Below are 14,629 nucleotides of genomic sequence, written 5' to 3' on the forward strand. Positions count from 1 at the left end.
ACGCCACGACCCCCTTGTTAGACAGAAGGTATAACAAGGGGGCCGGGTAGGCCTACCCCCAGTAAGCACGAGCGGGGCGCGGGCGGTGGGCCACGAGCGGTGCGTTACGAGCGGCTCAACTCCTCGGTGGCGGCAGGCGTCCACCGGATCCGCGCACTGCACGCGGAGACGACGAGCGCAGAGGCGGCGACGGCGGCGAAGCCCCAGACCAGGCTGCTCGCATGGGCGATGAAGCCGATCAGCGGCGGTCCCGCCAGCAGGCCCGTCGTCCCCATGGCGGCGACGAGCGTCAGCGAGTCCGAGCCCTGCCCCGCCGCCGCCACGTAGACACACGGGGTGACGGCCGCGATGCCGAGGCCGACGCACGCGAAGCCGAGCAGCGCCGGGACCAGGCCGCCGCTGAGCAGGGCGAGGATGAGCCCCGCGCCCGCCAGCACGCTTCCGGTCAACACGACGCGGCCGTCGCCCCAGCGGCCGCGCCAGCCGTCGGCGAAGAGGCGGGCCACGACCATCATTCCGGAGACGACGGCGATACCGAGGGGCGCCAGCTCCGCGGACGCCTCGGCGACGTCTTCCAGGTAGAGCGCCGACCAGTCGTTCATGGCACCCTCGGTCACGGTGCCGAACGCCATCGCGACGCACATCCACAGCGTCACGCGGGAGGGCATGGTCCACTTCCCGGCGCGCTTCTTCTCTCCCTTCGCCTCAGACTGTTTTGGGAGTTGATCCTCCGTCAGCAGCTCGGTTCGGGCGTATGCCACCAGCAGGAGCAGGATCGCGGCGGCCGCGGCGAAGTGCACGGCGACCGCCGACGTCACCGTGTTCATGCCGGATGCGAGCAGCGCGGCGAGCAGGGAACCGCCGCTGAAGGTCGCGTGCAGCCGGGCCATGGCGTTGCGCTCGAACCGGGTTTCCAGAGCGGCGCCTTGAGCGTTCATGGCGACGTTCAGGCACCCTACGAGGACGCCGTCGACGCACATGACGAGCAGCGCGACGGGGTAGTTCGGCGCCGCGGCCAGCGCCGGGAGCACCAGGGCCAGACAGAGCGCCGACAAGAGCGCGAGACGCTGGGAGCCGAGGCGCCGCATCAGCGCGGCCACCACGGGGAACGACACGGCGGCGCCCACTCCCGCCGCCATCAGCAGGACGCCGACCTCCGCCGCGCTCAAGCCCAGTTCGTCCTTGAGGGCGGGGATCCGCGCCGCCCAGGTGGCGTACTGGAAACCCAGCGAGCAGAACAGGGCCGCGATCGCCAGCTGGCCCCGGTGGAAAGGATCACGCACGCGCAGCACCCGCATCAGCCCACTTCTCTGTTTCTGTGTTCTCTGTTTCTGTGTTCTCTGTTTCTGTGCGCGGCGCCGGACCGGCCGGCACGGGCTTGGACATGTACATAGCCGTCGGGCCGTATCCGGTCGGGGACACGTGGCCGGCCGTGAAGCCCCGGGCCGCCCAGAACGTCTCACTGCCGCCGACGGCCACCAGGGAGATCTGCTCGTAGCCATACGAACGGGCCGCCGCCCACAGGCGGTTCAGCAGGTGCCGGGCGAGGCCCCGGTGGCGCAGGTCCTCGGCGATGACGATGTCGTGCAGATGCAGGTTGCGGGACGGGAGCGCGGGCTTCTCCTCGGTGGCCCCGCGCAGGTCCGGGTAGGCGGACTCCGGATAGGGCAGGGCCAGCAGATAGCCCGCGAGCCGCCTGCCCCCCAGATCCAGCGCGAAGCAGGTGGCCGGTGACGCGTGCGCCTTCGACTTCAGCGCGGCCCGCCCCTCGGACAGGCCGAGGCGGCCGTAGGCGTGGGACTCCAGGGCCACGATGCCGTCCCAGTCGCGGTCGGCGACGGGGCGTATCCGTATCTCGTGGTTCACGATCTCGTGGCTCACGCGTCCCCGCCGTCGATCCAGGTGTACGGAAGCGGGCTGAAGCCGTTGAAGCCCTGTGTCATGTAACTGGTCGCGTACGCGCCGCAGGACAGGACCCACACCGGATCACCGGAGGCGAGCGCCTTGGGCACCGGGATCAGGCCGTGCTCGTGCGAGAAGGCGTCGTCGCTGTCGCAGGTGGGGCCCGCCACCACGGCCGGGACGGACTCGGCGTCGCGGTGCGAGGGGAAGACGAGGCGGTACTGCAACTGGTCCATCTCGTACAGGCCGTTGAACTTTCCGCAGCTCAGGTACAGCCAGTACTGGCGCTCGCCGTCGGGCCCGCGCCGCGCGGACAGCCGGGCGACGTGGGCGCGGATCGCGCCGTGGTCGGCGACGAGATGGCGCCCCGGTTCGACGACGAAGCCGAGCCGGTGGCCCGGGATCCCGGCCAGGCGCGCCATGCCTTCACGGATCACGGCGAAGATCTTGTCCAGCGGCGGGTCGAGCGCTCTGCCGTGCTTGTCGCGGTAGCCGAGCGCGGGCAGGCCGCCGCCCAGGTTGACGTGGTCGAGGCGGATGCCGCGCCGGTGGAGGGCTTCGAGGACGTCCGCGATGCGGTCGAAGGCGGCGCGCCAGGCGTCGGCCGTCATCTGCTGGGAGCCGACGTGCACGGACAGGCCCGCGGGGGTCAGCCCGAGGTCACGGGCCCTTTCCAGCACGGCGACGGCGTCGGCGGGCGGGCATCCGTACTTGTGGCTCAGCCCCCACAGGGCGCCCTCCCCGGTGGTCGCGAGGCGGCAGAACACCCGTGCGCCGGGGGCGTGTCGGGCGATCGCGGTCACGTCCTCCAGGCTGTCGGTCGCGAAGTCCGTGATGCCGAGGCGGTGCGCGTCCGCGATGTTCTCGTCGGACTTGACGGTGTTGCCGTAGTGCATCCTGGCGACCGGGAAGCCGGCGTTCAGGGCCTGTTCGACCTCGCGGGGACTCGCCGCGTCGACGCCTGCGCCCCGCTCGGCCAGGCGGGCAAGCACCTCGTCGACCGGGCAGGCCTTCATGGCGAACCGGACGGCCACGCCGGGCAGTTCGCGGCGCAGCGTCTCGTAGCGCTCCTCGATGCCGGGGAGGTCGAAGACGATCTGGTCCTCGGCGGCGGCCGCCAGGGCGTCGAGGAGGGCGCGGATCCTTCGGTCCGCGCGCTGTGGTGGGTCATCGTGGCGCTCACGTCGGCCGCCCCGCCGACAGGAGCGGTCCGGCTTCCCGGCTCGCCCGCACCAGGGGCTCCCAGGCCTCGGTCAGCAGCGCGAAGTCCTCGATGTCGCTCCGCGCCTCGTCCAGGAGACGCTCGCGGCGCGTGGCGAGGATGTCGGCGAACTGCGCGTATCTGCCGCCGAGTTCCCGGTACGCGGCATCGACGCGGTCCAGGCGCCGGACGTTCTCGGCGCGGTCGAGCGTGGCGCTCTCCCTGGCGAGCGCGCTGATGACGGAGGCCCGGACGTGGCCCTGGGCGTCGAGGAGTGTCTCCCCGGCGGCGGCCATCCGCTCGTAGACGTGGTTGAAGTAGAGCATCGACAGGAAGAACTTGACGAAGCGCGTCTGGTACGCGATGAAGCCGGCGTCGGTCCTGCGTTCCGCGGTGTAGAAGTTGACGATGTTGCGGTTGTGCAGGACGCCGGGCAGTGCGGCGTCGTAAACCACATGAATAAGGAAGTAGTCGCTGCCGATGGTGTCGGTGGCGGGCGGCAGCGGCACGCGTTCGTGCACGCCGTGGAAGCTGATGTTGCACATGTCGACGCGCATGGGGTCGACCAGGGTCAGCGTCGCGCGGTCGCCGGTGAACGGCTCGGCACCGGCGCCGCGGAAGGAGTCGTCGACGAGTTCCCGCTTCTGCTCGTCGGACCAGTGGTCCGGTGCCCAGAGGCTGACGACGTCGTAGTAGACGTCGGGGTCGAGCCCGCGTATCTCACCGATGTCCACGGACAGCTCCCCCACGAAGGAACTGCCCACCATGGCCACGCGTTTGTCGGCGTGGCGCTCGGCGAGGGCCGTCTCGACGGGGCCGCGCGCCGCGTCGGCCGCGCGTTTGCCGAGCGACATCAGCTCGTGGTGGACGGGGAAGACGGGCTCGCCGTCGACGGTCTGGTACCGGCTGTCGGAGTCCCTGCGGTGGACGGACTCGCAGCCGAGCGCGGCGGCGATGAGGAAGGCGCGGTTGGTGCACGCCCCGTAGGAGAGCCCGGCCGGGAGCATCAGCTCCAGCATCAGTTCGGGCTTGGCGACCTCGGCCCTGCCGATCACGTGGCGCAGGAAGTCGCGCTGCTCCGGCTCACCGAGGTGGTGCGTGACGACGTGCGGCACCTCGCCCAGCGCGCGGACGGCTTCCGCGTGCGCGGCGAAGGTGCCCGGGTCGGAGGAGTCGAGGATCAGCAGGTGCGCCTCGACGTCGAAGTGCGCGGCGGCGTAGGCCGCTTCGCCGCCGATCGCGGCGATCGTCTCGGGGCAGGCGCGGTTGGTGGGGAGGGTCAGGCAGATGCGGCGCATGTGGCGTCCCCGATCGGCTGGTCGACGTCCTGCCCGGTCCAGGAGGTGAGGCCCAGCAGCTTCTCGCCCAGGTCGCTCAGTGTCGCGGTGCCGTAGCGCAAGGACTCGTGCTTGTCGCGGTCGCCGAGGAGCGTGGCGTTCCAGTCCGGCGTGGCGAGGGTGCGCCAGGAGTCGACCCGGGAGCGGCGCAGCTCCTCGTGGGTCTCCAGGGCGGGCATCATCGAGAGGTACTGGACGGCGCGGACGCCGTTCGCGGAGGTGTTGGGTGCCACGCCGTGGGCGAGCAGGCCGTTCCAGATCAGCAGGTCGCCTGCCTCCAGCTCGGGCCGTACGACGGGCATCTCGTCCCGGTCGATCGCGGGGCGGATCGGGTCGCGGTCGTCCGGCTGGAGGGCCTTCCACCGGTCGAAGCGGCGGAACAGCTCCGGGCAGCACTGGAAGCCGCCGTGCTCGTCGCGGGTGTCGTCCAGGGCGATGATTCCCTGCACGCGCTGGGGCAGCACGCCGAGGGTGGTGTCGACGTCCCAGTGGAGGTTGATGTCGAAGCCGCGCTCGGTGGGGGCGATCAGGGAGCGGGAGCGGTTCTTGACGTTGGGGGGATTGAGGTTGAGCCGGTCCAGGGTGACCCAGAGCTCTTCGCAGTCCCATACGTCGGTGAAGGCGTCGTAGACCCGCCGCGTCTGGCGGCTGTCCCAGATGAGCTGGTGGTGGTAGGCCTCGACGAAGCCGTAGACGTGCAGCTCACGGTCGAGGTCCGAGCGGAACTCCCGCTCCTCGTACCAGGTCTCGGGGCGGCCCCGGTCGAGCCCCTGGAACTCCCAGGCGAAGTCGAGGAGGTCCTTGGCCGCCTCGGCGGGGATCGCCTGCTTCACGACGACGTAGCCGTACGTCTGCCAGAAGGCGAAGTCGTCCTCGGACAGGACCTTCAGCGGCCGGGTCTTCTTCAGGTCCCGCAGCTGGGTCTGCGCCAGGTACGTGTCGCCGTCGGAGCTGAAGTAGGGGACGGCGCTGGAGGCTCGATGGAGGTAGCGGTCGGACGCTGGCATGGCGTGCTCCAAGGTGTGGTCTGTTCCGGGGCGGGCACGGCGGCGGAGGCATTCGTCCCCCGGGAATCTCCGCGCCGGGTCGGCGGGCCGCTTCAGGTCGGCCGGGGCAGCGGGTGTCACATCCGCCCCACGTCGAACTTGCGTACCCTCAAAATGGACTAGACCAACGACCGCTGTCAACAATTGACTTGGGCGCCTTGTTGAGCAAAACGACGATATTGACCCCCGGTTCACGCGCTCGTCACGTGTGGAGCGGACGCAATTTCCCTCTTCAACCGCCGTGCGCCGCACCGTGGTTGGGTGCGGAAACCGGCATCCGCGCGCATTGACGCGTCGCGGTGCCCGGTTCAGGGTGTTGCCCACGCCCAGCCCATGCGCCGAACCCACGGGCCCGAGGAAAGGCCTCTCATGCGAAGACGTGTCTTTGTCCGTGGACTCACCACTGCCGGGGCGGGAGTGGCCCTGCCCGCAGCCCTGCCCGCAGCCCTGGCCGGCACGGCCGCGGCGGCTGCCCGGCCCACGTCGGCCGCCGCGTCCTGGCGGGAAGTGCCCGCACCCGGCGGCCAACCGGCCTCGCGCCTTTACGGCGTGGCCGCCGCGCGGCCCGACCTGGCCTGGGCCGTCGGCCAACAGGGCCTCGACAGCACCAAGGACGGCACCGCCATCGCCCTGAGCTGGGACGGCACCGACTGGTCACCGACCGACCTGTCCCACCTGACGTACACCACGCTGCGGTCCGTCGCCGTCAGTCCCTCGGGCGGGGCGGCCTGGGCCGTCGGCACCGACACCGCGGGCCACGACCAGCTCCTCACCTGGGACGGCGCGACCTGGCGGGAGACCTCGTTCCCCGGGCGCGGCGAGGCCGGGACGCAGGTGACGGATGTGGCCGCCGGGCCGGACGGCCGGTTCTGGGTGTCGGGACGGCACGGCGGACGCGCGGGGCTGCTGAGCGGCGACGGCAAGACGTGGCGCTGGTGCCGGCCGCTGCCGGACGAGGCCGCGCCCACCCCGAGCGGCGTGCACGTCACGCCCGGCGGGGAAGTGTGGGTCTTCGGCGACATCATCGCCCGCTGGGACGGCGCCTGGACCGTGATCCCGCGCCTGCTCGGCATCCGCGCCTCGGTCTCCGGCCTGCTGCCCGTCGCCCACGACGACATCTGGCTGACCGGATGGGGCTACGGGATCGGCGGACCGGCGGGCAAGCCGCCCGGGGTCCGCCTCGAACACTGGGACGGCACGCAGTGGAACGGCGTGAAGGGGCCGTTCGGCGTCGGCATGCTGACCTCGATCGTCGGCGACGCGGACGGCAGGCCCGACCGGATCTCGGGCTGGGACTTCTGGGATCAAAAGCGCGCCCATTACCTGCGCTGGGACGGCACGGCCTGGGTGAGTGAGCGGGGCCCGGAGACACCTTCCGTGGCCCTGCCCGTGGCGCTCGCCCGGATCCCCGGCACGGACGGCGGCCTCTGGTCGGTGGGCACGACCTCCTTCTATCCATACCCGCCTGCCCAGAACCGCGTCGAACGCCTCGGCTGAGGTCACCACCCTGAAGGGGCCCTCAAGATGAGTTCAGCCGCGACGCGGGACGATCCCGAAGTCGAACGCCACCGTGCCCGGGTCGACGGCCGTGACCGCACCGTCCACCGTCAGCGCCGCGCCGTTGACGAACGACGCGGCGGGTGAGAGCAGCCAGGTGATCGCCTCGGCCACCTCCTCCGGCCGGCCGGGCCGACCGGAGGGGATGAGCCGGGTCGCCTCCTCGTACGCCGCTTCGGCCCCGCGGTCTCCCAGCCCGCCCCCCAGCCCGTCTCCCAGGCCGGCTTCTTCGGCGAACCGCGTCATCCGCCGGTCGGCCATGTCGGTCCGCACCCAGCTGGGGCAGACCGTGTTGGCGCGCAGCCCGTCCCGGCCGTAGTCGACGGCCAGCGAGCGGCAGAGTTGGAGGAGCGCCGCCTTCGAGGTCGCGTACGCGGCGTTCGCGACGCCGTTGCGCAGCGCGGCGACCGACGCGACGGCGACCACCGAGCCGCGCGTGGCCAGCAGGTGCGGCAGTGCGGCGCGCAGGAGGAGGAAGGGGCCGGTGAGGTTGGTGCGCATCACCGTCTCCCAGTCCTCGTCGGACAGGTCACCGACCGCGCCGCCGCGCCCCACCCCGGCGTTGAGCACGAGCCCGTCGACGCGGCCGTACGCCGCCACGGCCGCGTCGACCAGACCGGCGACGGCGTCGCGGTCACCCGTGTCGGCGGGGTGGGCCAGCGCCCCGGTCTCCTCCGCGACGCGGCGCAGCGGCTCAGGGCGGCGGCCCGAGACCACCACGCGGTGGCCGTCGGCCCGCAGCTGCCGGGCGGTGGCGGCCCCGATGCCGGTTCCGCCACCCGTGATGATGACAACTCGGCTCTCTGTCATGCCTGTTCACCCTCCGGACGCAGTCGTGATCACGTGCCACGATTCCCCGTGATGATACGGAGACGCCCGCTCACGACCGCGTCCGTGCGGTGCGGTCCAGCCATCCGGCCCGGCGGGGCCGGACGGACGGTCAGGCCCCGCTCACTCGTCGATCGCCGCGCCGAACGCCGCGCCCGTGCCCGGCGCGCCCAGCGACGACGCGCCGTACGTCCAGGAACCCGACGCGACGACGCCGCCCGAACCGGCCGACAGGACCCACACCACGCCGTCCCCGGCGTTCTCGCCCGGCGCGGCCGCGAGGAGGCCGAAGCGGCCGTCCTTGTTCGGGTCCGTGAGCCGTACCTGCGCGCCCCACTTGTCGCCCTTCTCGGCCACGCCCGGGATGTCCGCGGAGTTCTGGTCCCACGACTTGGCGCCGGTCGCCGTCAGGCCGTTCTCCGAACCGCGCAGCACCCAGGCCGCGCCCGCGTCGGCGACGGTGCCGATGTCCTCGCCCGGCGCGCCGATCGCCACGTCCGCGTAGCCGTCGCCGTCGGTGTCCGCGACGGACAGGTCGGCGCCCCAGCCGTCACCGCGCTCCGGGGTGCCGGGGACGCCCGCGGAGCCCTGCGTCCACCACTTGGCCTCCTGGCCGAGGCCGTCCGCGGTGCCGTAGCGCACGCCGACCAGACCGCCGGTCATGGTCTCGCCGCCGTCGTCCGGTGAGGCCGGTTCGCCGGTCACCAGGTCGTCGTAGCCGTCGTTGTTGATGTCGCCGGAGGCCGCCGCCGGTCCGCCGCGCAGCTCGCCCTTGTACGTGAGGGCGTCGGCGCTCCCCGCGAAGTGCAGGGACCAGCCGTGCCCCGGCTCCTCCGGTCCCGTGGTCACTCCGGAGACGACGAGGTCGGCGTAGCCGTTGTCGTCGTAGTCGCCGGTGGTGAGGGACTTCGGCTGGACGGGGCGTTGCTCGGCGGCCGCGGCGAGCCGCTGGGTGTCCTTGCGGCGCAGCGGGGCCTCGCCGGGCTGCGGCGAGGCGTCGTACACGAACAGTTGCAGGCCGTCACGGTCGAGTACGGCGAGGACGTCGCCCGGCGTGTCGCCGGTGAGGTGCGCGGCGGCGAGCGCCAGGCCGAACTGCGATCCCTTGGTGGGCTCCTGGGTCTGGAGCCAGTCGCTCGCCGAGCCGCTGAGCCCGTCCTTGGAGCCCCAAAGGATCGCGACGCCACCGGCGTCCGCCTGGTCGCCGAGGTCCTCGCCGGGGATGCCGACGATCGCGTCGTCGTAGCCGTCGGCGTCCAGGTCGCCGGTGGCGACGGCCCTGCCGAAGGCGTCGCCCGCCTCGGCGGCGCCCGCCATTCCGGACGTCGACTGGCTGAACCGGTCGACGTTCGTGGTCCCGATGCCTCTGGTCGAGCCGTACTGGACCGTGACGAGTCCCGCGCCCTTGTGGCCGCTGACCGTGGCGCCCGGAGCGCCGACCAGCACGTCCTCGTATCCGTCGCCGTTGAAGTCGCTGTTGCGGTCGTCGGCGTGCGTACCCCCGGGGGTGCCGGCGAAGGCGGAGGGGGCGGCGGCGATACCGGCCCCGGTCAGCAGAAGGAACGATGCCGCGGCGAGGGCGGCCGAACGGTTCTTGCGCACGAGCGGCTCCTGTGAAAGAGGTGGCCGGGCAGGCGCGGGGGTGTGTCCGGAAAGGGCCCGTTCCTTGTCCGGCGCCCTGTTCGACACGAGATAGGGCCAAAGGGTTGTACGGGGCCCTGCAACCCCGTTGCAACGTGCCGAGGGGAAGCATCGCCCCATGGACCGCCATGAGAGCCACGAAAGCCACGCGAGCCACGTGAGCCACGAGAGTCCTGACGGCGCCCCCCTCGTGGAGCTGACGCCCGCCGCGGCCGACCTGCTGCGGCTGCTCCGGGGCAGACACGGGCCTCTGATGTTCCATCAGTCGGGCGGCTGCTGCGACGGCAGCGCGCCGATGTGTTACCCGGACGGGGAGTTCCGCACCGGCGATTCGGACGTACGACTCGCGTCGCTCACCGTGGACGGCGTGGCGGAGCCCATACCCTTCTGGATGTCGAAGAGCCAGTACGAAGCGTGGAGCCACACCCGGCTGATCGTGGACGTGGTGCCCGGGCGCGGCAGCGGCTTCTCGCTGGAGGCTCCGGAAGGCGTACGTTTCCTGATCCGTTCCCGGCTGGTCGGGGCATGACCACCACCCTCTGGTGAACTCCGTTGACCGCTGGGAGAGTTGAGGCCCGGCCGACCCCAGGGGGGAATCTGTGGCACAGCAGACCCGGCAAACACGGCAGACCCGGCAGACCCGGCAGACCCGACACGGCAGACGGTGCAGAACGGCCCTCGCCCTCGTCTCGACGCTCGGCACGCTGGCCGGTGCGGCTCTCACGGGAGCGGCACCGGCCAGCGGCGCTGACGGGGACACCCGGCGGGCGGCGGCCACCCGGATCGCGCCTGGGGTGGAGTACCGGTACTTCGACGTCCCGGCCTCGCGCGGCACCGCCCGCGCCCATGTGCTCGACGTCGATCTGCGCGATCCGCGCACCGCCGTCGGCCTGCTCTACCCGGGCAAGGTCGCCGCGCGCTCGCCCGTCTCCGCTCTCGCGAACGGCGTCGGCGCGGTCGGCGGGGTCAACGGCGACTTCTTCAACATCACCGAGACCCAGCACCCCGGCGTCGAGGCGACCGGCGCGCCCGTCGGACCGGCGATCGCGAACGGCCGCGCGCTGAAGGCCGCCGTGCCGAACGGGCAGCGCTTCGGGCCCGCCATGCCGCCGGGCGTCACGACCGAGGCCGTCCTCGGGGTGGGCGTGGACCGCAGGGCTCGGCTGGACAGGCTCACACTGGACGGTGAGCTGCGCACCCGGGACACACGCCTGCGCCTGGGCGGGCTCAACCAGTACGCGCTGCCGGTGGGGTCCGTCGGGGCGTTCACCGCCGACTGGGGCGCGGTCTCGCGGGTGCGCGCGACGTGCGGCACGGACACGAGCCGTGGCGCGCCGTGCAGTACGGACACGCACGAGGTGACCGTCCGTCACGGGCGGGTCGTGGCGTCGGCCGACACGCCGGGCAGCGGTCCGATCGCCGGTGACAGTACGGTCCTGGTCGGCCGTGAGGCGGGCGCGCAGCAGCTGCGGAAGCTGTCGGCGGGCGACCGGGTCCAGGTCAGGCACCGCCTGGTAGCCGCCGATTCCCGCGTTCCGTTCCGCTTCGCGCTCGGCGGCTACCCCGTGCTGCGGGACGGCGCGCCGCTGCCCGGCCTGGATGCCACCACCTCGGCGGTGCGGACGGCCGCCGGTATCGCCGACGGCGGCCGACGCCTGCTGCTGCTCTCCCTGGACGGCTCCCCGGAGTTCCGTACGGGCCTGACGATCGCGGAAGTGGCGCAGACGCTGCGCGGCTTGGGTGCCGAGGACGGTTTCAGCCTGGACGGCGGAGGCTCTTCCACGCTGGTCTCGTCCACGTCCACGCTGGTGGCGCGGGCGCCGGGCGCCGACGCTGTGACCGTGCGCAACAACCCGAGCGGCGGGGTGGAGCGCCCGGTACCCAACGGCATCGGCGTGTTCTCCCGGACGTGAGCGGCGCGCCCCGGCGGTTCACGGCGTGTCCCGCACCGCCACCAGGCCGTTGAAGACACCTACGTACGCCGTTCCGTCGGGGCCGAGCGTCACGGGCGCCCAGTTGTTGTCGTACGCGACACCCGTGCCGGCCAGCCGCTTCCACCGGGTGTCGCCGGTGCGGAAGTCGACGGCGGTGAGATACCAGGCGTCGACGCCGAGACGGTTGGGTTCCTTCGTGTAGAAGTACAGCAGGCCGTTGGCGGTGGACAGTTTGGGCACGGTGGAGGGGGCGCGCACGTCGCTCTCCCACGCCGTGTCGCAGCCGCTGCCGTCGGCGCGGACGTCGATCCTGGTGACGCCGCCGACGACGCTGCGGCCGAGGGTGAGCGAGGTGATGTTCTCGTAGCCGTAGTTGTTCTCGACGATCAGGCTGTCGCCCCAGGTGATCAGTGAGTTGTCGGTGGTGGACGCGCCGGAGCCGAAGACGGGGGTCTTGCACACGAGCCGCCGACCGTCGGGCACGTCGGCGCCGCGCCGGTAGACGAGGACGTTCATGCGGTCGTCTGCGTTGTCGGTGATCGCCACGTAGTCGTCGTGCGCGCCGAAGAGGTCCGGGGTGGTGCCCGATCCCTGGTTCACCGAGCCGGGTTTGGTGCCGGTACCGCGGTCGTACGTCTCGCGCCAGACGATCCGGGGTGTGCCGTCCGGGGCGGCCCGGAAGCTGTAGAGGGCGTGGTCGGAGACGATGGAGACGCCGTCCTCGGCGACGGAGAAGGAGTTCTGGATCTCCTCGCCGTCGAGCCGGACGGAGCGGATGGCGCCGGTCCCCGGGTCGACGGTGCCGATGCGGCCCTGCCGTGTCACCCACCAGACGCGCCCGTCCCAGTCCGGCATCACGGAGGTGACCGGGTCACATTCGCCACTCGGATAAAGATTTGACCAGGTCACGCAGTCGTGCGGAACGTGCGCCGTCAGGTCCCACTCCGTGTCGACGACGAAGCGCCACCCGCCGTCCGCGGTTCGCTCGTGCGCGAGCCGGACGATGTGCTGCCGGGAGTCGGCGAGGACGAGCCGGTCCTTGTGGTCGAGGTACGAGTACGCCCCGCCCGAGGTGTCCTTGAAGATCTTGGAGAAATCCAGCCGGGTGATGGCCTCGACGGTGGAGGGCCGTTGCGGGAGCTTGTACTCGGCGAGCGTGTCGAGCGTCTTGGGGTCGAGCAGTTTGACCAGGAAGCCGGTGAAGGTGCCGCAGACGGTGACGATCCGTCCGTCGCGGTCGAAGGTGACCGTCGCGCACTCGCCGCCGAGGGCCGCCATCTTCTCGCTGTCGACTGCGGGCCGCTTCCCAAGGGGGCCGCTCCAGGGATATGTTCCGCTGCCCGCCGCGTCGGCGTGCATGCCGCTGCGGCCGTTGGCGGCGAGGTGGGGGTGCTGGGGCGGCGGGGTGCCGGGCAGCGGCCGGGCGGCCGCGGGCGCCCCCTCGTAACTCTTGACGAGCCGGTGCCCGGGGGCCTTGGGGATGTCGTCGGCCCGGGCGGGGCCGGGGGCGGCGAGGGTGGCCGCGACGGCGGTGACCGTCACGGCCAGGGCGAGGACGGTGCGCGGGATGCCCGGGGACATGCGTGGTATGCGTGACATGCGCCGAAGCTAGGACCGCCCGCTTGAAGTGTCCATGAAACAGCGTCAGGTGTTCATGAATCCGGTCAGTTGTTCATGGAGCCGCAAAGAAAGCTCATCACGGCTGGAGCCCGCTGACGATGTGGGCGGTGGCCGTCAGGCCGTCGTGGATGGTCGGCGCCATGCTGGTGCTCGCCAGGTAGAACCCGAGCAGGGCACAGACGACGGCGTGGGAGATCTTCAGCGCGCCGTTGCGCAGGAAGACCACCGCCAGGATGGACAGCAACAGCACCACAGAGATCGAGACAGCCATGGAACCTCCTCCGCCACGCGACACCGCGGCTCTCGGCCGTCAGTGTCGCGTAGCGGAGGGTGCGTCCGGGCCTCTGACCTGTGCTCCGAACGGGTGCTGCTTGGCCGTGCGTTGATCAGCCGGGTCAGCGGCCGTGCGCGTCGTGCGCGTCGAGGAAGGCTTCGAGCCCCGCGAGGTCGTCGGTGTTGAGGTGATCGACGCCGGCGGCGAGCAGTTCCGCCCAGACCGCGTCGCGCCGCGGGCCCGGCACGTCGGGCGTCGCCCAGAAGCGGACGCGCTGCCCGCGCGCGTGGGCGGCGGAGACGATGCCGCGCAGCTTCTCGCGCTCGGCGGCGGGCATCGGCCCCGCGCCCTGCCAGGTGAAGTTGAGCGACCAGTTGTCGCTGATCAGCGGGATGAGGGAGGCGGGCGCGGGGGTCCCGAGGTCGGCGAGGCGGCCGTCGTAGAAGGCGTACCGGACCCGCTGCGCCTCCATCGGGGCACGGGCCGCGCGGTGGCCGGAGACGACCGCCGTGACTGCGGAGCGGCGCACTTTGCCGTGGGCGTACGCCGTGAAGAGGTGCCGGTAGGGCCGCAGATGGCGGTGGAGCTCGGCGTACGTGGAGGCGCCCTCGGTCTTGATGTCGATCAGGAGCTGGAAGGGGGTGCGGTGATGCCCCCGGTACACGGAGCCGTGGTGGGCGCGGACGCGGGCGGCCAGCGGGTCGAGGTAGAGGGCTTCGAGGGTGCGGGCGGGGTCGAGGTCCTCGGGGTCGTGGGCGACGAGGAGTTGACCGTCGACGAGGTAGATGTCGGCCTCGACACTGCCGAAGCGGTGGTCGAGGGCGTCGAGGAGGGGTCTGGGGTGTTCGTAGTCGTTGTGCGCGTGGGCGCGGACGAGGGGGCGCGGCCGCGGCCGGCGCCCGCGCTCGCCCGCCTGCGCGTGCACGGGTACGGCGATGCTGCCCGCGAGGGCGGCACCGAGGGTGGTCAGGGCTCTGCGACGGGTGGTGAGGGCCATGTCTTCCTCCCGGGGCGATGGGGATTTCAGTGAGTCCTCGTGAGTGGCGAATATGAATCCTGCCCCACCAGGGGAAACCCCAGGCGTCCGGGAACTGACGTGACCTGACACGGCCGCACCCGGTCAGGGCGCGAGACGAACTGACACGATCAGGCCCCGTCAGGGGCGCGGGGACTGCGCGACCAGCCACACACAACCCAAGGCCCGCAAACCACACCGACCACGCAACCCCGCCCCGCCAGGGGCGCGGGGAACTGCGCGATCAACCACACACAACCCGCACCGAACACAC

The 14,629-nt window shown here is 72.0% G+C and carries 13 protein-coding genes; 3 read left to right on the forward strand and 10 right to left on the reverse strand.

The features are described from left to right. Nucleotides 1-104 precede the first annotated feature (104 nt). Genes ACOBQB_RS13880 through ACOBQB_RS13900 form a run of 5 tightly spaced genes read right to left on the reverse strand, consistent with a single transcriptional unit; the run spans nt 105 to nt 5,447 of the window. Nucleotides 105-1,298, reverse strand: coding sequence for an MFS transporter (locus tag ACOBQB_RS13880; protein WP_423591844.1), 1,194 nt, complete (start codon nt 1,296-1,298; stop codon nt 105-107). After that, nucleotides 1,276-1,881 (reverse strand): GNAT family N-acetyltransferase, encoded by a 606-nt coding sequence (locus ACOBQB_RS13885; RefSeq protein ID WP_423591846.1) that lies wholly within the window; start codon nt 1,879-1,881, stop codon nt 1,276-1,278. The genes ACOBQB_RS13880 and ACOBQB_RS13885 overlap by 23 nt, the downstream gene beginning before the upstream one ends. After that, nucleotides 1,878-3,044, reverse strand: coding sequence for a type III PLP-dependent enzyme (locus ACOBQB_RS13890; protein ID WP_423598460.1), 1,167 nt, complete (start codon nt 3,042-3,044; stop codon nt 1,878-1,880). Before ACOBQB_RS13890 ends, ACOBQB_RS13885 begins: the two co-directional genes overlap by 4 nt. 37 nt (nt 3,045-3,081) lie before the next feature. After that, a complete protein-coding gene (locus ACOBQB_RS13895) occupies nt 3,082-4,401 on the reverse strand; it encodes a DUF6271 family protein (RefSeq protein WP_423591847.1) in 1,320 nt (439 codons plus the stop codon). Beyond that, a complete protein-coding gene (locus ACOBQB_RS13900) occupies nt 4,383-5,447 on the reverse strand; it encodes a phytanoyl-CoA dioxygenase family protein (RefSeq protein WP_423591849.1) in 1,065 nt (354 codons plus the stop codon). The genes ACOBQB_RS13895 and ACOBQB_RS13900 overlap by 19 nt, the downstream gene beginning before the upstream one ends. 408 nt (nt 5,448-5,855) lie before the next feature. On the opposite strand from ACOBQB_RS13900, the gene ACOBQB_RS13905 reads away from it, so the two are divergent. Next, nucleotides 5,856-6,983 (forward strand): hypothetical protein, encoded by a 1,128-nt coding sequence (locus tag ACOBQB_RS13905; protein ID WP_423591851.1) that lies wholly within the window; start codon nt 5,856-5,858, stop codon nt 6,981-6,983. Nucleotides 6,984-7,016: 33 nt separating this feature from the next. Here ACOBQB_RS13905 and ACOBQB_RS13910 read toward each other — a convergent pair whose 3' ends face one another. Continuing rightward, nucleotides 7,017-7,853, reverse strand: coding sequence for an SDR family NAD(P)-dependent oxidoreductase (locus ACOBQB_RS13910; RefSeq protein ID WP_423591853.1), 837 nt, complete (start codon nt 7,851-7,853; stop codon nt 7,017-7,019). Nucleotides 7,854-7,994: 141 nt separating this feature from the next. Further along, on the reverse strand, nt 7,995-9,473 hold the full coding sequence (locus ACOBQB_RS13915; protein WP_423591855.1) for an esterase: 1,479 nt from the start codon (nt 9,471-9,473) through the stop codon (nt 7,995-7,997). Between the two features lie 157 nt (nt 9,474-9,630). On the opposite strand from ACOBQB_RS13915, the gene ACOBQB_RS13920 reads away from it, so the two are divergent. Then, entirely contained in the window at nt 9,631-10,041 is a 411-nt protein-coding gene (locus tag ACOBQB_RS13920) for a DUF779 domain-containing protein (RefSeq protein ID WP_423591857.1), read from the forward strand. A gap of 70 nt (nt 10,042-10,111) precedes the next feature. Then, entirely contained in the window at nt 10,112-11,425 is a 1,314-nt protein-coding gene (locus ACOBQB_RS13925; protein ID WP_423591858.1) for a phosphodiester glycosidase family protein, read from the forward strand. Between the two features lie 18 nt (nt 11,426-11,443). On the opposite strand, the gene ACOBQB_RS13930 is transcribed toward ACOBQB_RS13925, so the two are convergent. From ACOBQB_RS13930 to ACOBQB_RS13940, 3 genes are all read right to left on the reverse strand, one after another. Then, complete coding sequence (locus ACOBQB_RS13930; protein WP_423598462.1) at nt 11,444-13,027, reverse strand: hypothetical protein; 1,584 nt, start codon at nt 13,025-13,027, stop codon at nt 11,444-11,446. Nucleotides 13,028-13,142: 115 nt separating this feature from the next. Next, entirely contained in the window at nt 13,143-13,337 is a 195-nt protein-coding gene (locus ACOBQB_RS13935) for a hypothetical protein (protein WP_423591860.1), read from the reverse strand. 124 nt (nt 13,338-13,461) lie between these two features. Continuing rightward, complete coding sequence (locus tag ACOBQB_RS13940) at nt 13,462-14,337, reverse strand: phosphatidylinositol-specific phospholipase C/glycerophosphodiester phosphodiesterase family protein (protein ID WP_423591861.1); 876 nt, start codon at nt 14,335-14,337, stop codon at nt 13,462-13,464. Nucleotides 14,338-14,629 lie beyond the last annotated feature (292 nt).

Origin of the sequence: Streptomyces sp. G5(2025) (genome assembly GCF_049542075.1) — a bacterium.
Taxonomy (GTDB): Bacteria; Actinomycetota; Actinomycetes; order Streptomycetales; family Streptomycetaceae; genus Streptomyces.